At 45.1% G+C, this 18,517-nt stretch carries 21 protein-coding genes and 1 pseudogene; 11 read left to right on the top strand and 11 right to left on the bottom strand.

Going from position 1 to position 18,517, the window contains the following annotated elements; translation table 11 throughout:
* Positions 1–35: 35 nt before the first annotated feature.
* Positions 36–1,064, bottom strand: a complete 1,029-nt coding sequence (locus JGK07_RS24910) for a hypothetical protein (RefSeq protein WP_293142578.1) — start codon at positions 1,062–1,064, stop codon at positions 36–38.
* Between the two features lie 349 nt (positions 1,065–1,413).
* Here JGK07_RS24910 and JGK07_RS24905 point away from each other — a divergent pair, with 349 nt between their 5' ends.
* The 6 genes from JGK07_RS24905 (at position 1,414) to JGK07_RS24880 (ending at position 5,501) form a co-directional block, all read left to right on the top strand.
* Positions 1,414–1,611 carry a DUF433 domain-containing protein gene (locus JGK07_RS24905; RefSeq protein ID WP_293182130.1) on the top strand — a complete coding sequence of 66 codons (198 nt, stop codon included), beginning with the start codon at positions 1,414–1,416 and terminating at the stop codon, positions 1,609–1,611.
* Positions 1,612–1,620: 9 nt separating this feature from the next.
* Positions 1,621–1,914 carry a DUF433 domain-containing protein gene (locus JGK07_RS24900; protein ID WP_293182128.1) on the top strand — a complete coding sequence of 98 codons (294 nt, stop codon included), beginning with the start codon at positions 1,621–1,623 and terminating at the stop codon, positions 1,912–1,914.
* A complete protein-coding gene (locus tag JGK07_RS24895) occupies positions 1,914–2,285 on the top strand; it encodes a DUF5615 family PIN-like protein (RefSeq protein WP_293193153.1) in 372 nt (123 codons plus the stop codon). Before JGK07_RS24900 ends, JGK07_RS24895 begins: the two co-directional genes overlap by 1 nt.
* Positions 2,286–2,417: 132 nt before the next feature.
* Positions 2,418–4,250, top strand: coding sequence for a pentapeptide repeat-containing protein (locus tag JGK07_RS24890; protein WP_293225211.1), 1,833 nt, complete (start codon positions 2,418–2,420; stop codon positions 4,248–4,250).
* Between the two features lie 57 nt (positions 4,251–4,307).
* Positions 4,308–4,838, top strand: a complete 531-nt coding sequence (locus JGK07_RS24885; protein WP_293182124.1) for a hypothetical protein — start codon at positions 4,308–4,310, stop codon at positions 4,836–4,838.
* Between the two features lie 21 nt (positions 4,839–4,859).
* On the top strand, positions 4,860–5,501 hold the full coding sequence (locus JGK07_RS24880; RefSeq protein WP_293182122.1) for a hypothetical protein: 642 nt from the start codon (positions 4,860–4,862) through the stop codon (positions 5,499–5,501).
* Positions 5,502–5,669: 168 nt separating this feature from the next.
* Here the strand turns inward: JGK07_RS24880 and JGK07_RS24875 are convergent, their stop codons facing one another.
* From JGK07_RS24875 to JGK07_RS24860, 4 genes are all read right to left on the bottom strand, one after another.
* On the bottom strand, positions 5,670–6,185 hold the full coding sequence (locus JGK07_RS24875) for a DUF4112 domain-containing protein (protein ID WP_293182120.1): 516 nt from the start codon (positions 6,183–6,185) through the stop codon (positions 5,670–5,672).
* A 170-nt stretch (positions 6,186–6,355) separates the two neighbouring features.
* On the bottom strand, positions 6,356–8,254 hold the full coding sequence (gene dnaK, locus JGK07_RS24870) for a molecular chaperone DnaK (protein ID WP_293182118.1): 1,899 nt from the start codon (positions 8,252–8,254) through the stop codon (positions 6,356–6,358).
* A 673-nt stretch (positions 8,255–8,927) separates the two neighbouring features.
* A complete protein-coding gene (locus JGK07_RS24865; protein ID WP_293182116.1) occupies positions 8,928–9,290 on the bottom strand; it encodes a CHAT domain-containing protein in 363 nt (120 codons plus the stop codon).
* 176 nt (positions 9,291–9,466) lie between these two features.
* Positions 9,467–10,033, bottom strand: coding sequence for a hypothetical protein (locus JGK07_RS24860; RefSeq protein WP_293182114.1), 567 nt, complete (start codon positions 10,031–10,033; stop codon positions 9,467–9,469).
* A gap of 188 nt (positions 10,034–10,221) precedes the next feature.
* On the opposite strand from JGK07_RS24860, the gene JGK07_RS24855 reads away from it, so the two are divergent.
* Entirely contained in the window at positions 10,222–10,737 is a 516-nt protein-coding gene (locus JGK07_RS24855) for a hypothetical protein (RefSeq protein WP_293198437.1), read from the top strand.
* Between the two features lie 36 nt (positions 10,738–10,773).
* Positions 10,774–11,238, top strand: coding sequence for a hypothetical protein (locus JGK07_RS24850; RefSeq protein WP_293182110.1), 465 nt, complete (start codon positions 10,774–10,776; stop codon positions 11,236–11,238).
* Between the two features lie 116 nt (positions 11,239–11,354).
* Here the strand turns inward: JGK07_RS24850 and JGK07_RS24845 are convergent, their stop codons facing one another.
* From JGK07_RS24845 to JGK07_RS24835, 3 genes are all read right to left on the bottom strand, one after another.
* Positions 11,355–11,693, bottom strand: a complete 339-nt coding sequence (locus JGK07_RS24845) for a XisI protein (protein WP_293182108.1) — start codon at positions 11,691–11,693, stop codon at positions 11,355–11,357.
* Positions 11,681–12,097: a XisH family protein gene (locus JGK07_RS24840; protein ID WP_293182106.1), complete on the bottom strand. Its 417-nt coding sequence runs from the start codon at positions 12,095–12,097 to the stop codon at positions 11,681–11,683. The genes JGK07_RS24845 and JGK07_RS24840 overlap by 13 nt, the downstream gene beginning before the upstream one ends.
* A gap of 140 nt (positions 12,098–12,237) precedes the next feature.
* Positions 12,238–12,579 carry a hypothetical protein gene (locus JGK07_RS24835; RefSeq protein WP_293182104.1) on the bottom strand — a complete coding sequence of 114 codons (342 nt, stop codon included), beginning with the start codon at positions 12,577–12,579 and terminating at the stop codon, positions 12,238–12,240.
* A 196-nt stretch (positions 12,580–12,775) separates the two neighbouring features.
* Between JGK07_RS24835 and JGK07_RS24830 the strand changes: the two genes are divergently transcribed.
* Positions 12,776–12,961 (top strand): hypothetical protein, encoded by a 186-nt coding sequence (locus tag JGK07_RS24830; protein WP_293182102.1) that lies wholly within the window; start codon positions 12,776–12,778, stop codon positions 12,959–12,961.
* Positions 12,962–13,144: 183 nt separating this feature from the next.
* On the top strand, positions 13,145–13,324 hold the full coding sequence (locus JGK07_RS24825) for a hypothetical protein (RefSeq protein WP_293182100.1): 180 nt from the start codon (positions 13,145–13,147) through the stop codon (positions 13,322–13,324).
* Between the two features lie 76 nt (positions 13,325–13,400).
* On the opposite strand, the gene JGK07_RS24820 is transcribed toward JGK07_RS24825, so the two are convergent.
* The gene (locus JGK07_RS24820; protein ID WP_293182098.1) at positions 13,401–13,988 is read right to left on the bottom strand and encodes a Uma2 family endonuclease; all 588 of its coding nucleotides are present in this window, start codon (positions 13,986–13,988) and stop codon (positions 13,401–13,403) included.
* 261 nt (positions 13,989–14,249) lie between these two features.
* Here JGK07_RS24820 and JGK07_RS24815 point away from each other — a divergent pair, with 261 nt between their 5' ends.
* Entirely contained in the window at positions 14,250–15,014 is a 765-nt protein-coding gene (locus JGK07_RS24815; RefSeq protein ID WP_293193144.1) for a DUF429 domain-containing protein, read from the top strand.
* A 320-nt stretch (positions 15,015–15,334) separates the two neighbouring features.
* Here the strand turns inward: JGK07_RS24815 and glgP are convergent, their stop codons facing one another.
* Positions 15,335–17,893: an alpha-glucan family phosphorylase gene (glgP, locus tag JGK07_RS24810; protein WP_293198453.1), complete on the bottom strand. Its 2,559-nt coding sequence runs from the start codon at positions 17,891–17,893 to the stop codon at positions 15,335–15,337.
* Between the two features lie 191 nt (positions 17,894–18,084).
* Positions 18,085–18,517: pseudogene (locus JGK07_RS24805) on the bottom strand (HNH endonuclease); the annotation flags it as partial.

Here is an 18,517-nt window from a genome sequence, read left to right as displayed (position 1 = left end):
TAAAGTCCTCACTACGAACCCAGGTCAAGGTTGAGCTATTCGCTAATAATTTGCAAGCGAATCGAGCGTTCTCCGTCTCCGAAATCCACTTCAATCTTTTCTCCGGAAAGACTGTCCAAACATCCCAAAAGTAAGCGCAAATTTGGTGTGCTTGCTCCTGTATCCACGTACAATCTATCTGCCAAACTTCCTAAACGCTTCCAAACAGTGTAGAGTTTGACTACAGTTTGTTCTAGCAAGGCGGCTTGTTTGACAACATCGGCGGTAGTTCCCAAACAGCCGACTCGCAAAGATTCTTCCAAAGCCATTTCCATGTCTAGGTGAGACTGGTTCAGAGCTTGGACTTGGGCGGCGGCATCGAGATATTTCGATAAATTCTTGGCGTCAGAAGTTAGCTGTTTGACTGTATCTACATCTGGATTTTCTGCTACTTCTTTTTGAATTTCGCTTTGGTGAGATGGGGAGAGTTTCTCCATTTCCTTGACTAAAGGAGCCAGATAGCGGGAAGGAAGAGAACCGCTAGATGCTTTTTCTTTGACTTCTTCTGGCAATAAATCGGAGTTCATTGCCATCCATTCGTCGGATAGTTGTTTGACTTCGCGGCGGGTAATGCGATCGCCCTTTCCGGCGGCATCTGTTACCATTTGCTGTACTTCTGGAGATGCTTTGGCAGTTTCGACAAAGGCTCTTTTGCTGAAGTTTCTAATGGATTCTGGGTCTAAATCTCCTTGTTCGATGAGAGTATCGGCACTTTTAGCTAATTCGATTAAAGAATAGGCTTGACTTTTGCTGATTTCTCTTTCTTTTAGCCAATTCAAGAAGCCGGTACCGCGTCCGTCGCCGCCTTTTTTTTCTCTATCTCTGACTGTGCGGAGAATTTGTCCGCGCCAGATGTCGGTTTGTAAGTCGAAACGATCGCACACTTTCCAGGCGTTGTCAACCTGATTGTCAAAATCGAAGTCTGGTATTTGTTCGTCTTCGGGATCTGGTAATTGGAAATTGATATCTGTCAAGCCTCTGAGGGCTTCGGCGAGTTCTGTGGGAGATTGGGGGACTTCAGCCATTAGGAGAAATTTGTGTAGAGCGACAGCCGGTTTAATTGGGAATTTGCACGAATTGAGATTGAAGACGCTATCTGTAGTAGTAAGGCGGCAAGGCTGACACTACTGATAGAGTTTTTGTGCAAGTTATCTCATTATTGCATGGCGGGGGGCGATCGGCGAAAAGATACTCAAAAAGACTCCGGGTACGGCCCTGATGGGACTTGATGCGAGTGCTGGCTGTGGGGGGATTGAGTTAAAGTGAATTAGGAAACTAAAGGAACTAATAAAATGCTGGAAACTACCAAACGTTAGGAGCGCTTTATCCCTTTGTTAAGCTAGAATTGAGAAAATAAGGTAAAGGAAAAGTGCCATGTCAGAACAAGACATCGCTAAGATAATTACGATCGAACCGGGAAAGCGTGGTGGTAAGCCCTGTATTCGGGGCATGAGAATTACGGTTTATGACGTGTTGGAATATCTTGCATCTGGGATGAGTTATGAAGAAATCCTAGATGATTTTCCCTATCTCACGCAACAGGATATTTTGGCTTGTTTGAGTTTTGCTTAAGAGGTAACTATGTCAACAACTGCGATCGACATTGGCACGCTGGTTGTCAGTACGCCTGAAACCTGTGGAGGGCGGCCCCGAATTGCGGGAACCAGAATTTCTATTGCTCAAATTGCCGTTTGGAATAAACAAGGAATGAGTGTAGAAGAAATACTCGAAGAGATTCGCTATTTAAATTTGGCGCAAGTCTATGCAGCCTTATCTTACTATCACGCTAACCGCAATGAAATTGAGGCAGATTTAGCCGCAGAATTAGCTGAATATCAGCTTTTGGAATCCGAACATAGGGCGGGGAATCTTTAATGAGCCTGATTCGTTTGTATTTGGATGAGGATACGCTTAGAAAAGCATTCGTGCAAGCCCTGCGAGAGAATGGGGTTGATGTGGTGACTGTCTCAGATGCCAATAATTTAGGGCGTATAGATGAAGAACAACTGATATGGGCAACAGAGCAAGGTCGAGTCATTTATACTTTTAATAGTCGAGATTTCTGTCGGTTGCACGGGAACTTGCTCGCAGTAGGCGGGAGTCATTCAGGAATTATTGTTGCACCGCGACAAAGTTACTCTGTAGGCGAACAGTTGCGCGGTTTGTTGAATTTGATTGGTAGCAAGTCTGCTGAGGAAATGATGAATCAACTGGAATTTTTAGGAACTTACATTAGTTATGAATAGAAGTATCTAAGTCAGTGGTTGTAACTATCCCTGCCTTGTGCTAGATTTTTATCCAATTCCGTAAAATTTTTGTCAGGGCGATCGCCACAGCATCGCAATGAAAAAATAACTACTATCTCCCTGCGTGAAATCATGCCCCAAGACTTCTCCGGTAAAAATCTCCGAGGCCGCAACTTCAAAGGTCAAAACCTCACAGGTGCAAAATTCATCGGTGCAGACATCCGAGGTGCAAACTTCACCAATGCCATCCTCAGAGAAGCTGACTTCACTGGTGCCAAAGCTGGACTGCAACAGCGATGGCAAATTCCACTGCTAATAATCGCATTACTTATCGCAGCAGCAGCGGGATGTGTCGGGGCAATAGGCGGTGCTTTTGTAGGAGCTTTTTTGTCCGAAAACTATCAAAAATTTCTGAGTTACCCAGGGATAATTTTTTCAATAGTTACTGTTATTTTCTTGATGATTATTATCCCCCACGGATTCAAGTCTGCTTTTGAATTTTTCCTAGTTATAGCTTTTGTTTTTGTTGTAATTTTAACGTTTTCCTTTGGCTTATCATTAGAAGTAGCTGGACCTGTAAGTCTGGGTTTATTATTAACTTTGGTTTTTGCTGTAGAGTTTTCTTTGGCTTTGGCTTTAACTTTTGCTGGAGTTGTATCTGATACTTTTGCTTTAGGTGTGATCGCGACTTTATTTGGAAGTTTGATCGCACTAATACTTGTAGCTTTTGTTAAGGCGTTTGCAATAGCAAGAGCTATTAGTGTCGTTGGGGCTTTGGTTGGCATTTACGCTGTTACTTTTATATCAGGTTATATTAGCAAGCGAGCTTTAGCTGATGATAACAGATTTTCGTGGCTAAAAAGTATAGCAATTGAGTATGCAACTGTGAAAGGTACTACTTTTCGTAATGCCGATTTAACTGATGCCAATTTCACTGAAGCAACTCTCAAAAGTACAGATTTTAGAACAGCTAATCTCACTCGCACTTGCTTCCGAAATACAGAAAAACTCGATCGCGCGCGAGTCGGTAAATCGATATTAGCTGATACCCGCGTCCGAGAATTACTCGTCACTGGCAATGGCTACAAAAAATCCTATGTTGGTGCGAATCTTCAAGGCGCAAACTTGATAGGCGTTAATCTCAACGAGGCTAATCTCAAGCAGGCTAACCTCAGCGAAGCAACTTTGCATCAAGCTAATTTGGAATGGGCAAACCTCACTGAAACTCAAGCCTTGGCAACAAATTTTACAGCAGCTAGTTTTACAGGTGCTTGTTTGGAAGCTTGGAACATTGACGGTAATACAAAGCTCGATCGCGTTGACTGTCGGTTTGTTTATCTTCTAGAATATCCTAAACCGGGAACTGACGATCGCGAACGTCGCCCGAACAGTGGCGAATTTGCACCCGGAGAATTTACCAAACTGTTTGAGGAGGTTTTGAATACCGTTGACCTGATTTTTCGTAATGGCGTTGACTGGAAAGTCTTTATCACTGCTTTCACACAAGTGCAATTAGACAATGAAGAGACTGAACTCACTATCCAGGGTATTGAAAATAAAGGCGATGGAGTTTTCGTTATCAAAGTTAGCGTTCCTCCCGATACGAATAAGGAAAAGATTCATAGTGAATTTACGCAAAATTATCAACGAGAACTTAAAGCTGTAGAAGAAAAATATAAAGCAGAATTAAAAGGTAAAGATGACCAAATTGTTATATATCGCCAGCAAAGTGCAGATATGTGGCTAACGATTAATAAGTTAGCCGATCAACCTATTAATGTTGAATTTAAAGCCATAGCAGAGATTCAATCTATGTATCAAAGTTATGACCAAAGCCGTAAAATTGAAATTTCCGGCGGCACCGTTAACGCTGCTGGTGCCGGATCGTTAAGTCTAGGAGATAATGACGGTACAACAGCTAACACGATCGAGCCATTGCCCGATCGAGCCGATCGCCCTTCCTGACAAAGTGAGTAATGCTATAATCTTAGTCAAACTCTGGTAACAGCGGAAACCAAAACTATGAGCGTATCAGTAAGTTCAGAAAAACCGGAATTCAAAGAATTACTGCTGCAATTGCAAGCTGCGATTGTAAATGAAAACACAGAATTATCAATCCAGAATATAGAAAATTCAGAAAAGGGAGTAATTGCCATCTTTGTCAATACTCTGACAGATGAGAAGCAAGCTATAATTTATCACGATTTAAAGCAAAACTACGAACTGCTATTAAAGGCTATTGAAGATAAATATCAAGCGGAATTACGAGCCAAAGATTGCGAAATTGCCATGTACCGTCAAGAAATAGCTATTTCCGAAGCAGTTTCCGAAAGTTTAACAGAACTTGATAATCCCAGTCAAGAAGATGACTCGATCGCCGAATTAGAGGATGTAGAGTCACTAAGGGCGATCGCCGACAAATACAAAGCCGAATTAAAATACAAAGAGGAGGAAATCGCCTGGTGTCGCGAACAAATAGCTGAACTGAGAGAACTCAATTTGATGTTAGCTAAACAACCGCTATCGATTAATATTATTCAGGAGGAAAAGTAAGCATGAACTCTGAGCCAAATCATGCACAATGACGAAAGTCTTACTCGAATCATCCAGGCATACGAGCAAATTATCAAAGATTTAGAAGCCAAGCACAAATCCGAACTGCAAGCTAAAGATAGAGAAATAGCGTTTTACCGTCAGAAAAGTTCGGAGCTAAATGAACTTCTAAAATTGTTGGCTAACCGACCAGTTAATGTTAAGATTACTAATAAAGCTAAATCTATATCGGAGAGTAAAGCTATGAGTGACCCAATCGACCAAAGTCGTAACATACAAATTACAGGTGGAACCGTTAATGCTAGCGGTGCAGGAGCCTTAAGTTTAGGTGATATCAGCGGTACTGTTGCCAATACAATTAATCAATTATCTGATTCTGCTAAACCAGATGAACCGGGAATCAAAGAATTATTGACTGAGTTACAAACTGCGATCGAAGCTGAAACTAATTTATCTGATGATGATAAAGCCGAAGCCTTGGAACAGGTAAAAGCTTTGGCAGAAGTAGGGCAAAATCCCCAAGAAGGCACAATGAAAAAAGCGGGGAAAACAGCAATGAAAATTTTGAAAGGCACTATTGCTAGTTTACCGAGTGCGGCAACATTGGTCGAAGCTTGCAGTAAGTTGTTGCCCGCGATCGCAAGTCTCTTACTTTTACCCTAAAATTATTCAGAAATTCAGACATAACTAACGCGCTGCTACGAAGAAACCGGGTTTTTGACCATATCTGGGACTGCAATGAGTATGCTCGGAAAAAACTCGGTTTCTGAACCCCGTGCGAAGTCCTAAAAAGGACACAGCAATGCTGTTTCCCTACCCCAAAACTCAACATCAACCGCCAGTCAAAGCTTTAAACACCCACCCAAAAAACATCACGCTCAAGAAAATTACACTACCAACAATCAACGTCAAACCCAACAGCAAAGCCACCACAAACAACCAATCAGCTTTTTTTCCAGCCGGTTCAGGCGAACCTAAATGAGCATCCAGCAATTCGATATTTTTGATATTAGCTTTCCAAGCAACATCTAACAAGTCTCCGGCAACTGGTACAGTGCCAGCAACTGTATCAAATACGATGTTAGCCGCCATCTTTACTAAAGTCTCTTGTGGCACTCCCATTTGAGCGGATTTGAAAACAACATAACCTGCAAAAATTGAACCAACTAAATCGCCGCCACCCGGTATCAATCCTAATATTGGATCGAGTCCGATGCGGTATTTTGTGCCGGGAATCGGAATTGCATTGTCTAGTAAATGACTGATGCGGCGGAGTCGGCGCAAGGATGCAGCCTGAGATTTGTTGGGAGTGTTTGCGGAGGAATTTTGTATAGGAGGACGAGACATTTAGATTACTCCTGACTTTATTTCTTAGTCCGCGGAGGCGGACTTCGTTTTTGTAGAAGCGATTTCAATCGCCGAATCATGAAGGTGTTAACTTTTATCATACAGAGAAACCCGGTCTCTATTCAAAACCGGGTTTCTTGCTTCTAGCTGCTGGCTGTTAGTTTAGCCTACTATTTGTTGCCTTCGGTGAAGTCGGCGTCAATCACGTCGTCGCCGCCGCCAGTCGGGCCGCCGTCTCCAGGGCCACCAGGGCCGTCAGTGGGGCCGCCTGCTTGCTGGTAAAGGTTGCTGCTGACTGCGTAGAATGCTTGCTGCAACTCTGTTGTTAAGGTTTTGATACGATCGTCATCTTCACTCTCGATCGCAGCCCGCAAGTCTTTTAGCAAGCCTTCAATCTTGGTTTTGTCATCAGCAGGAACTTTATCGCCCAATTCTGCCAACTGCTTCTCGATTTGGTAGGCTTGAGAATCGGCTTGGTTTTTGCGATCGATCCGTTCGCGACGTTCTTTGTCAGCAGCCGCATTCGATTCGGCTTCCCGAACCATGCGATCGACTTCATTGCTAGGCAAAGTAGAAGCACCGGTAATGCTGATAGATTGTTCCTTACCAGTACCTTTATCCTTAGCGGCTACATTCAAAATACCGTTAGCATCGATATCAAATGTAACTTCAATTTGAGGTACGCCACGGGGAGCTGGGGGAACTCCATCTAAACGGAAAGTTCCCAAATCTTTGTTATCGTTTGCCATTTCCCGTTCGCCTTGCAAAACGTGAATTTCCACGTTTGTTTGGCCATCTACAGCAGTCGAGAAAGTTTCCGACTTCTTGGTAGGAATTGTGGTGTTGCGGGGAATGATTTTGGTCATCACGCCACCCAAGGTTTCCACGCCGAGAGACAGCGGGGTAACATCGAGCAACAGGATGTCTTTGACTTCGCCTGCGAGTACGCCAGCTTGAATTGCGGCACCGACTGCGACCACTTCATCCGGGTTTACCGTTTGGTTGGGGTCTTTGCCGAGGATTTTTTTGACGAGTTCTTGCACGGCTGGGATGCGTGTAGAACCGCCGACCAAGACAACTTCATTAATTGCAGATTTGTCGAGTTTGGCGTCGCGGATTGCGTTTTCTACGGGAATGCGAGAGCGATCGATCAAATCAGAACAAAGCTCTTCAAACTTGCCCCGAGTCAAGGTGGTGTCCAAGTGTTTTGGCCCGTCTTGAGTTGCGGTAATAAACGGCAAGTTGATTTCTGCTTGGGTAACGCTCGAAAGTTCAATCTTGGCTTTTTCGGCTGCTTCCGTCAGGCGTTGCAGTGCTTGTTTATCTTTGCGGAGGTCAATTCCTTCGGCTCTTTGGAATTCTCCGGCGATGAAATCAACAATTTTTTTGTCGAAGTCGTCACCACCGAGGTGAGTGTCTCCAGAAGTTGCTAGCACTTCAAATACGCCGTCGCCGACTTCGAGAATCGATACGTCGAAAGTACCGCCACCCAAGTCAAATACGAGGATGGTTTCGTTGCTCTTTTTATCTAATCCGTAGGCTAAAGCTGCTGCTGTAGGTTCGTTAATAATCCGCAGAACTTCAATACCGGCAATTTTTCCCGCGTCTTTAGTAGCTTGGCGCTGGGAATCGTTGAAGTAAGCGGGCACGGTAATTACCGCTTGGGTAACAGTTTCACCGAGGTATTTGCTGGCATCTTCTACGAGTTTACGCAACACTTGCGCGGAAATTTCTTCGGGAGCAAATTGCTTGCCGCGGGCGGGACAGTCTAGTTTGAGGCTGTTCCCAACTTTCAGGACTTTGTAGGAAACTTCTGTGGTTTCGTGGGTTACTTCGTCAACCCGACGCCCGATAAACCGTTTTACTGAGTAAAAGGTGTTTTCGGCGTTCATCACGGCTTGACGCTTGGCGATTTGTCCGACGAGTTGATCGCCATTTTTAGCATATGCTACTACGGAAGGTGTGGTGCGACCCCCTTCGGCGTTGGCTATGACGGTGGGTTTGCCGCCTTCCATAACTGCGACGCAGGAGTTTGTCGTACCTAAGTCAATTCCAACTACTTTTCCCATAGGGGTGTTCCGGCTCCAATCTCTACAAAATTTTGGTTTTCTATCTGTGTGATAGTCTGGTTATTCAGAACTGCGATTCTACTTCGCGGTTTACGGGTAGTCAGCTCTGCTTTAATACAACAGTCTTCGATAGGGTGCTTATCTCTATACTGCGGGCGGTTAGACCTTGCGATGAAGGTGTATTTACCGAACCTGTTGGGGGACGGTTGCATCGGTGAGGCTTGTACTGCTACAGCTTTGGACTGCTTTTCTTTACTCTTCCTAATGTAGGGCGTGCGATCGATTCAGGCATTGTGGCAAACCGTATACGTTGTGTTGTATTTGCCGTCTTGGGTGTATAAATTTAGTTGGGCCGGTTTGGGCGATTCGTTGTGCGATCGCATTTTTTGGATGCCAAATATAACGGTTATCAGAAAGATGAGGTACGTTGTTGGGCTTTAGCCCTCTTAGTTTAAGGGTTATGTAAGCTGTCAGTTATACATCATCCATCTTTTTGAGAAAGGCTATATAAGATTTTATGCGATGTCCATGCCAAGCGGACTGAAGATCATGTAATTTTAACTGTCTACTCTTCAACCCCCGAAGGCGGGTTTTGTTTGTGTAGACGCGGTTTCCAACCGCCGGGTTTCAACCGCCAGGTTTCAACCCAATTTCAACCATCGCCGAATTTCAACTACCGCGCATCACCAATTAAAATAAACGGCGACCAATAAAACGGATGGCGACTAATCTGACTCAACTTAGCTTGCCGCAAAGCATCATTTTTACTCATCCCCTTATTAATATTTTGATAAAACTGAACCATCAAATCTTTAGTAGCTGCATCATCAACACTCCACAAACTCGCCATCACAGCTCGTGCACCCGCACGCTCAAATACATAGGCAACTCCCGATATTTCTTCACCGTTAGAATTTGCTTGCATAGCAGTTTGACACGCGCTTAAGGTGAGGAGTCTGGTGTTTTGCAATCCTAATAAGGCGGCATCGCGAATATTGAATTGGCTGTCAGCAAACAGCAGTGTATTTTCGTCCATGCCCAAATTTTGAGCTTCGCGAAACCCAACTCTCTAAATCGAACAAGTTGGGTTTCGTTCCTCAGCCCAAGCTAAAACTGGACGCACTCCTACCGAAAGAAACCGGGTTTTTATCGAATCTGCGGGCTACAACGAAATATTTTCGTAAAAAACCCGGTTTCTGACCCCCGACGGACTCAATAAGGAGTCACTACAATTGTCATAGTCTTTTTCTGCACATTAAATCGCATTTCATCAACGAAAAATCGCTTGTTTTTTCGTATGTACTGCAATTGCGCCCGATCAACGACAGGCGAACTCAATTTCACCACAGCTTGACCTTTAATAGCATCTTTCATCTCAAAAGCACTCATGGGAATGCCATTCCATATGGCTTTGGCTTGAGGCAAAATCCCATGCCGATAACGAGGCCCCCGATTACTCCTAGGCGGGGGCGTACTTTGGGGAAACATGATTTTCTCAATTTGGTTCAAGGGGAGAGATCGCTGTTCCCCGGATGCCTGTATCCATAATTTTTGCCCTTTCTGATCAATTTTTACAACTCGACCATCTCTTTTTTCACCTCCTTTCATCACAATTTGCGCTTGCGTCCGTAAAGTTACTGGTACGGCCTGGCTAACGTTAGCTTGTGCTTGTATGGATAGCAAATTCTGTGGTTGGCTGGCGGCATTGACTTGTGCTGCCATACCCGCTGTTACTGTAAAAAATCCTACAACTAGAAATGAAAGTGTGTTGCGTTTCATAATCTCCCTAAACCCCCTTCAATGGTAAGCGTTAACTCCGCTACCGTTATAAAATTGTATTTCACCTCTCTACGGTATGAAAGGCTAAATATGCCAGTCATAGAAACCAGTATCGACAAAGCTTGGGGATTTTTAACTTATTTTTTTCATACCCTGATTAAGCAACGCCATTTTGTGAAGGTGATTGTGTGACCGCTTCTCCCCAACCTACTCCTCAACCTACTCCTCAACCTACTCCTCAACCTACTCCCCAACCTACTCCCCCGAATCCCCCGAATCCCCAGCCGAATCCCCAACCGACTCCTCAACCTACTCCCCAACCGACTTCCCCGCTGACTCCAGAACCGAATATTTTAGGTAACTTTGCCAGTATTGTTGGCTTGCTTGGTACAGCTTTGTTTTTCACAGGCTGGATTTATCGCTGGTCTTATTTTTACTACTTTCAGCTAGAGGTAATGACCCTTGATTTACCAGTAGAATCGTTTTTCATAGTACCGATTCAGGTTTTTTTAGCTGACCCCTGGACGATACTCAAAAGTTTACTCGCACTTCTGCTAACAGCTCTAGCAATTTACCACACTTTGTGGGTATTTGATATTGTAAATAGAAAAATTTCTGCTATAGTCAATTGGACAATTATAAGGTTTTCTTCGTCGGCTCGTGTAACAAGAATTTCGTGGTTTTATCACCCACTGATGTCTTGACAGCAATTTAATATCAATCGATTTAACTCGATTAAATTGGTACGATCGCTGGTTAACGAAATTATTATCGTTAGTTTGGTATTAGTAATGTTGTTTTGGTCTGCTCGCTACCAAGGTATTGCCGATGCCCGAGGCGATGCGGGGGAAAATTCATCTTTACCCGCCGTTGCTTTAATCGCTAAGCAAGACAACATTGCTTTAGGCAGAAAACTCGACGATCCAACACTCCGATTAGCCCCCAAAGGATTTAAGGCGATCGGCGATGCAGGTCTATTTGCAGATTTGAGCAAAAGAGATTATACTGATATCAATAATCCCAAAGAACCGAGAATTTGGCGGTTACTTTTGGAGAGAGGAAACTGGATTTATCTGTTTCCGGCTTTAACAACAGAACAGCAAAAAGACCCTCAAGCTCGTCCGCCAGTGATGGCTGTTCAACAAAGTCAATCGGGGGATCAATTGTTAATTGTAAGTCCCGAACCTTCTAAACCATCTAAATAAATTGGGGGCTGGTTGATTGGATGCCAAAATAGTCTCGATCGATCGCCCCTAGCCCCTATTAATAAGCAGGGTGGATTAATTTACAGAAAATAAACTAAGCTGATTGGGCTATTGGATTAAGCAACTCCATAGCCAGTATATGGACGCTTGTACGGTGGATGCAACCCTAAAATAATATCCTCTTTGGGTACTCCCATCTCAACTAATTCTTGTCCTAAATCGGCTTCTGTCATATTGCGTTGAATCCAGATTTTACCATCCTTGATATCTAAGTGAATGAAACAGTTATAAATCCGCTTGTATCCCTCCCAGCCAACGTCTAAAATTTGGTAATGATCTTGTTCTGTATCGAACACCAACTGACATTCAACATCCAATTCTGAATTTGGATCGACTGTGGCATGAGTGGTTAGCAACTGGCGGATAAATTGGCGGTACTCCTCTATTCTTTCCATTCAATGATTACCTCCTGAACTGGTTCGTAGACGATTAACTTCACTTGATACTGTCTGACGGCTTCCTGAGTGAATCTTTCTTGAAAAAAGGATTCAAATATATCGAGAGGAATTGCCAGATACAGAGTTCTATCTGGTTCGTTCATTTGCAATCCTAAGCGGTAGTTCAAAAACTGTCCCAACGCTGAATGAAAGTCTGTCACCGCTGATGGATTCAAAAAACTTTTGATTTCAACTGCAATCTTTTGTCCAGCTTTTTCAGCGGCAAAGACTTTTTCTGCTGCTAAATCAATCTCAAACTTCACCTTATCTATCTTGAGGATCAGCGGATCTGCCGTAATTACCCACTGCTCCTTCAAGAGAGCTTGTTTAACAGCATCATGAAATCGGTCTTTGGCAGCCATCGTTTTTTACAGTATCTAGGTATTATGATAGCCGATCGCTCTTCAACTGTATTTATTGATTAAGCCCGATCGCACATCACAACTTCAAACACACCCCCCGGAATAAACCGACACAAAGCCCTCCGCCGATCGTCCGCATCTTAGCGGTTGACAAAACGAGCAACCGTGTAATGCTCAGCATTCGGTAAAATTCGGACGATCGCCCAAGAATTGCGATCGCCACCCACAATCGGAGAATCGGCTTTTCTGAGAGTGTTGAGATAACGGGCGATCGCACTTCCGTTCAAATTCGCCCCGACGCGCAGAATCAGAAACACCGCAAAGCTTTCCAACTCCTGCTGAGTCAACTGCGCGCGATCGGCATCAAAATCGTCATCAGAGTAGCTGCGGATACCCGAAAGCAGTTGCGTCACGCCAAAATCATTCAAAGCTTGCTGATAGCCGCGAGTATATTCACTCACGTCGCTCACAGGCTTTACCATAGTAATTGTCTCCTTATGTATGTGGGGAGCCATCAGCCAGCGCGGGCCCGACGAAAGTTCAGCGCTGGCTTTTGACTTGTTGAGATTATAGCATGGATATAGCACATATAAATGCTTTAAATGAGCTATATTCGACAAAGTGGTCTAGATACAGCACAATTGCGATCGGTTTAAACTAAAAAATAGTGAATATCTTATGACCAAACGCTTAGCGACCTATTTAGCCGATGGAATCTATGACATCCTTGAAGAGTGGGCAAGTCAAGAACGCCGTTCAGTCAGCAGCTTGTCAGCATTCATTTTGGAGCAAGCAGCCAGAGAACGTCAAAAGGAAATGAAACAACAGCCCCCGCCATCGGATGAGAAGCAGGAGAAGAGTTAAGTTGAGTTTGGGCGATCGATCGCTCTCTCAAACAAACTGAGGACTGAAGTTTTTTATTGCTGATTCATGCGCGATCGGGCGCATAGTGCTGTGCAAAAGCAGCATAATGCTGCATATTCGACAGAATCGTCTAAAATACTCGACAATGACGATCGCCCTAAATAAAAAAATACTGAATTTCTAATGGCTAAACGTGTATCAACCTCAATAGCAGAAGGAATTTACGACCTACTCCAAGAGTGGGCAGATGAAGAACGGCGCTCAATCAGCGGCTTATCAGCATTCCTTTTAGAACAAGCTGTGAGAGAACGTCAAAAACAAAAACAGCCCCCGCCATCCGATGAAAAGCCGGAGAAAAATTAAGTGCAGTTTGTGCGATCGCCCGAATTCAGCAGATCGATGGCTGAAGTCCTTGCTGCAAAACGATTGTGCAACAAGTCTATTCTGCTGCGACTTCAAAATTTATGCGATCGTAAATATCCGTCAAGCTAATTTGGAACTCAACCGAGTCCATTGCTAATACAGAATCTTCTGACTCATACTCAGTAAATAGCCATTTATCATCAGCAGTCTTAGTCAATTGTTCGACATGATATTTGTATTGGTCAATTAAAATATATTCCCGAAGTTCAGGAATCGATCGATAATAAAGAAACTTCTCCCCTCTGTCATAATCTTTAGTAGATTTCGACAAAACCTCAACAATTAGCAAGGGATTTGTCACAGTCGTGGTGTTAGTTCCCTGATAAACCGGTTCACCCTGAATCACCATCACATCTGGATAAGTGTACAGACGATAACGCGGTATCCACAACCGCATATCATTGATAAAAATCTCGTAATTTTGCCCGCTTACAGTCAAGGGAAATATGCGGCAAAAATTCAGCGCAATTTTATTGTGATTAGCTGTTCCACCAGTCATCGGTAATATTTCTCCATCTAGATATTCGCTTTTGTATTCCGCAGCTTCGTCTAAAGCTAAATATTCCTCTGGAGTATAGTAGCGTTTTTCTGTTTCTGCCAACATACTATATTTCTCCTATCCAATTTTATATCTATCATTGTATCATATTTTTGATGGTGCAATTATCTCTCGCACACAAGCATCTGTAGGAAAGCGGCACTGCCGTATCCTAATCCGCAGCTAGATTTTTATGTATAATTATCACGGCTGACACATGGGGGTCAGAAACCCGGTTTCTACGAGATTTTGCGGACAGGAACGAGAAATATACGAGGAAAGCGGGTTTCTAATCTCAGCGCGCGTCCAGGACTAATTTAAACAAGTATGAAATTTATCGGCATAGACTTAGGTTGGAGTTCAGGAGCAAGCGGTTTGTGCTGTTTGAATTGGGAAAACAATCGATTGCAATTCATCGAGTGCGATCGCCAACAATCACTCAACGACATCCTCACCTGGATCGATCGCCAAATCTCCCCAACCGAACCAGCCATCATCGCCGTAGACGCACCCACAATCATCGCCAATCCAACGGGAATGCGCGACGCTGACAAACTCACCCACAAACACTTCGGGCGCTACCACGCAGGCTGCTATCCCGCCAATCTTTCTCGCCCCTTCGCCCAAAAAACAGTCGAATTTGGCCTTTGTTTAGAAGCCCGAGGATTTGTCCACTCACCAACTATTGAAGCTAAGAAACTAGGCAGATATCAAATAGAAGTCTTTCCCCATCCAGCCACAATCAACTTATTTAAATTAGATAGAATCATCAAATACAAAAAAGGAAAACTGGCAGAGCGTCAATTAGAATTGATGAAACTCTGCCAGTATATTATCGATATTTTACCGAGCCTTGAACCAAGTCTCAATCTGTCTTGTGGCACAGACATCTTGCCTGTGAACTGTGGCATAGGCATCTTGCCTGTGAGCGATATCCCCACCAGTATCGCTACCCTTAAAGCCTTGGAAGACAAGCTAGATGCCTTGCTGTGCGCTTATATCGGCGCTCACTGGTGGTACTGGGGAATCGAGCGGAATTTGGTTTTGGGCGATCGCGCAACCGGCTACATAGTCATTCCCCAACTTCAATAAGAATAGGGAGCATCTCATTTTTGTAAAAAGCATTTTTTCTTATAGTGCGAGCTTAAGAGCTCGCGTATCGTATAATACGCGAGCTCTTAAGCTCGCACTATTAAATGCAAAACAGAGATGCTCCCTGCGGACTAAAGTCCTCACTACGAACCTGAGGGAGTATCTCAGTTTTGCAAGAAGCATTTTTTATGGTAGTGCGAGCTGTCGCGAACTCGCGACAGCTCGCACTGTAAATGCAAAACTGAGATGCTCCCGAAAAATAGCACAATCGCGCATTGACCATCACAAATGTCAACTGTCAACTGTCAACTGTCAACTGTTTAATGTGCCCAGAGAATCACACCAACTTCATAAGGACTGCTGAGATTATCGTGCTTCGGCAAAACCCGCAGCGACAAACCTTGCAAACCGCTAGAAGTATAAGTAATGTCAGCCGTATAAAGGCTAGCATTGTGAGGATCTTCTCCCAAATACTCCATTACCATTGGCACGCCACCAACAATCTCGCCGTTAGCATCAACCGAACCTTGATAAAGTTCGACTTGTACGTCCGCAGGTGTCAATCCCATCAGATTGATTCGAGATTTAACAGCGATCGACTGATTGACCTTAACTTCCTTATCCTGGGAAATATCAACAGCCTCAATCTTAATGTCGTGCCACTTCCCGAGAAGGTGCTTCTTCCACTGAGACAACTCCTTAGCCGGAGCGCATCCGTCAGAAGTCATCGTGTGATAGCGATCGCTCACGGGGAAATAAGCCCGCCGCGCGTAATCCTTCACCATCCGAGCCGTATTGAAGAAAGGACAGTTCAAAGCAATAGAATCCTTCATTTTCGCCGTCCAACCGCGGGGAATACCATCAGCATCCCGGTTGTAAAACAGCGGTACAACTTCCTTTTCCATCAAGTCGTACAAAGCATTCGCCTCGACTTCATCCTGATACTTAGTATCTTCGTAAAACTCGCCATGTCCGATCGGCCAACCAGTGCGAACATAATCCGCCTCATCCCACCAACCGTCAAGAATGCTGAGGTTTGGCAAACCATTCATCGAAGCTTTCATCCCGGAAGTACCAGAAGCCTCACGGGGACGGCGCGGCGTATTCAGCCACACATCGCAACCGGACACCATCATCCGAGCCACGTTAATGTCGTAATTCGGCAGAAACACCATCGAACTGATAGTTTCGTGCTCGCGGATGAAATGAACGATATCCCGAATCAATTCCTTACCCGGAATATCCATCGGGTGAGCTTTCCCAGCAATCACAAACTGCACGGGGCGGTTTTTGTCACGCATGATCCGCATAATGCGATCGACATCGCGCAAAAACAGCGTCGCCCGCTTGTAAGTAGCAAAACGGCGTGCAAACCCGATCGTCAGCACCTTCGGATCGAGAGCTTCCCGAGCGTGTTCAATTTCCGTTTGAGCCGCCCCGCGCTCGCGCAGAGTCTTTTGCAGCCACTCCCGCGCAAACACCACCAACTCCGATCGACAGCGTTCGTGATTGCGCCACAGTTCCTCATCAGGAATCGAAGTTATCTTATCCCACAGGCGATCGTCCGTGGGAGTCATTTCCCAATCCGGGCCAAGATAGCGATCGTACAACTCCTGAGTAGACTTCGCCACACAACTGCGAGCGTGAACCCCGTTGGTAATCGAAGTAATCGGCACCTCTTCTTCAGGCAAACCCGGCCATAACCCTTGGAACATCGGGCGCGACACCACACCGTGCAAAGCCGCCACCCCGTTGACAAAACTCGACATTTTAATTGCCAAAATTGCCATATTCAGAGGCCCAGACAAATCTTTAGTATTCTCCCGGCCCAATCCCAGGAACTCATCTTGCGACAAGCCAAACATCTTGGGATACTGACCCAGATAGTGCATCACCATATCCGGCTCGAACAAGTCAAACCCAGCAGGCACAGGCGTGTGAGTCGTAAACATACTGCTCGAAACCACAACCTGTTCCGCTTCCAAGAAACTCAGGTGATGTTCCTCCATCAGCATCCGTATGCGTTCCAAAGCCATGAAAGCCGCGTGGCCTTCATTCATGTGATAAGCCGTAACTGTCAAGCCCAAAGCCTTGAGCATTTTCACTCCGCCGATGCCCAACATGATTTCTTGGTGCATCCGCAGAGTTTTGTCACCGCCGTAGAGTTGGTCGGTAATATCTTGGTCGTAGCGGCTGTTAGGTTCAATATTTGTATCCATTAGGTACAGGGGCACCGTGCCCACCTGTACCCGCCAAATCCGGGCGTATACCTTGCGGCCGGGATAGTCCACCTCAATCCGCAATTCCGAACCGTCGGGATTGCGTTCTAGGTGCAGCGGCATATTGTAGAAATCGTTCAGCGGATAGCGTTCTTGCTGCCAGCCATCGGCGTTGAGATACTGCGAAAAATAGCCTTCTTGATACAGCAAGCCTACGCCAGCCAAGGGCAAGCCCAAGTCGCTAGCAGATTTGAGGTGGTCGCCTGCGAGCACGCCCAAACCGCCGGAATAGATGGGTAGGGCTTTAACTAAGCCGAATTCCATCGAAAAGTAAGCGTAGCATTCCTGGCGATCGGTGCCGCGCTGTTTGCGGTACCAGGCCCGATTTTTGAGATAATCGTCTAGCTGCTGGGCTGCTCGGTTCATTTGAGCAATGAAGCCTTCATCTTCTGCCATTTCTTGCAGTCGCTCTTGAGAAATGGTTCCGAGCATCAGCACCGGGTTTTGATTGCTGGAATCCCAGAGATCTCGATCGAGCCGGCGGAAAAGGTCTTTGGTATCAACGTTCCAGTCCCAGTGCAAGTTGTAGGCAAGCTTGCGTAGGGGTTCGAGAATTGCCGGCAGAGACGGGGAAACGTTAAATGTGCGAATTGGCTGCATAGACAAAGCGTTTATGTTGGGGTAGCGATATTTTCGTCTGTCTTTTGGCACAAGTCCGTTATTCTGCACACTATTTTAAGTTTTAAGTCGTGCGGGCGATCGATCGCAAGGTCGATCGCCCACCTCCAACGACACAGCAGTAGGGTTTCCCTACAAGTGGTGAGAGCAAATGCCGATCGGTACGCCTCTAATCATCGATTTAGCGGACCAGGGCTAATTTTTCCCCAAGCTGTCCTCAAATCAAAGACTCCACTCTCTCTAACTGCCAGCCTACCAACGTGAGTACCTGCAAATTTCCCGATCGGCAAAACTGCTATCACCATATCTCCAGTCTGAAACCCAAAAAAAGTCTTGCACCTGGTTCTGTGTTTGCCGGGAAACCCGTATTTATTGGGCGTACACATTTGACGGTTGCCCCATCCTTTAGCGGTTATCAGTAATGGTTGCCTTGTCAGTATCACCAGTTGTTCTACTTTACCTACACAGGCAGCATCCAGCCAGTGAGTTTTTGGCAATCCCATTCTCGTTCGATTGTACTGAGTTTGCCCTCCCGTACCAGTTGTTACTGGCAAGCCTGTTTGTTGGAGTTTCTCAAACAGCGCCCGTCGAGTAGAATTCACGGCT

Source organism: Microcoleus sp. PH2017_24_DOB_U_A, assembly GCF_020738205.1.
In the GTDB taxonomy this organism is placed as follows: domain Bacteria; phylum Cyanobacteriota; class Cyanobacteriia; order Cyanobacteriales; family Microcoleaceae; genus Microcoleus.
This window is presented reverse-complemented; position numbering and strand designations above follow the sequence as displayed.

What these genes read in the sequence shown, in the direction of transcription:
- JGK07_RS24910 (WP_293142578.1), bottom strand. Translation starts at nt 1,064, where the DNA reads ATGGCTGAAGTCCCCCAATCTCCCACAGAACTCGCCGAAGCCCTCAGA.
- JGK07_RS24905 (WP_293182130.1), top strand. Translation starts at nt 1,414, where the DNA reads ATGTCAGAACAAGACATCGCTAAGATAATTACGATCGAACCGGGAAAG.
- JGK07_RS24900 (WP_293182128.1), top strand. Translation starts at nt 1,621, where the DNA reads ATGTCAACAACTGCGATCGACATTGGCACGCTGGTTGTCAGTACGCCT.
- JGK07_RS24895 (WP_293193153.1), top strand. Translation starts at nt 1,914, where the DNA reads ATGAGCCTGATTCGTTTGTATTTGGATGAGGATACGCTTAGAAAAGCA.
- JGK07_RS24890 (WP_293225211.1), top strand. Translation starts at nt 2,418, where the DNA reads ATGCCCCAAGACTTCTCCGGTAAAAATCTCCGAGGCCGCAACTTCAAA.
- JGK07_RS24885 (WP_293182124.1), top strand. Translation starts at nt 4,308, where the DNA reads ATGAGCGTATCAGTAAGTTCAGAAAAACCGGAATTCAAAGAATTACTG.
- JGK07_RS24880 (WP_293182122.1), top strand. Translation starts at nt 4,860, where the DNA reads ATGCACAATGACGAAAGTCTTACTCGAATCATCCAGGCATACGAGCAA.
- JGK07_RS24875 (WP_293182120.1), bottom strand. Translation starts at nt 6,185, where the DNA reads ATGTCTCGTCCTCCTATACAAAATTCCTCCGCAAACACTCCCAACAAA.
- dnaK (WP_293182118.1), bottom strand. Translation starts at nt 8,254, where the DNA reads ATGGGAAAAGTAGTTGGAATTGACTTAGGTACGACAAACTCCTGCGTC.
- JGK07_RS24865 (WP_293182116.1), bottom strand. Translation starts at nt 9,290, where the DNA reads ATGGACGAAAATACACTGCTGTTTGCTGACAGCCAATTCAATATTCGC.
- JGK07_RS24860 (WP_293182114.1), bottom strand. Translation starts at nt 10,033, where the DNA reads ATGAAACGCAACACACTTTCATTTCTAGTTGTAGGATTTTTTACAGTA.
- JGK07_RS24845 (WP_293182108.1), bottom strand. Translation starts at nt 11,693, where the DNA reads ATGGAAAGAATAGAGGAGTACCGCCAATTTATCCGCCAGTTGCTAACC.
- JGK07_RS24840 (WP_293182106.1), bottom strand. Translation starts at nt 12,097, where the DNA reads ATGGCTGCCAAAGACCGATTTCATGATGCTGTTAAACAAGCTCTCTTG.
- JGK07_RS24835 (WP_293182104.1), bottom strand. Translation starts at nt 12,579, where the DNA reads ATGGTAAAGCCTGTGAGCGACGTGAGTGAATATACTCGCGGCTATCAG.
- JGK07_RS24830 (WP_293182102.1), top strand. Translation starts at nt 12,776, where the DNA reads ATGACCAAACGCTTAGCGACCTATTTAGCCGATGGAATCTATGACATC.
- JGK07_RS24825 (WP_293182100.1), top strand. Translation starts at nt 13,145, where the DNA reads ATGGCTAAACGTGTATCAACCTCAATAGCAGAAGGAATTTACGACCTA.
- JGK07_RS24820 (WP_293182098.1), bottom strand. Translation starts at nt 13,988, where the DNA reads ATGTTGGCAGAAACAGAAAAACGCTACTATACTCCAGAGGAATATTTA.
- JGK07_RS24815 (WP_293193144.1), top strand. Translation starts at nt 14,250, where the DNA reads ATGAAATTTATCGGCATAGACTTAGGTTGGAGTTCAGGAGCAAGCGGT.
- glgP (WP_293198453.1), bottom strand. Translation starts at nt 17,893, where the DNA reads ATGCAGCCAATTCGCACATTTAACGTTTCCCCGTCTCTGCCGGCAATT.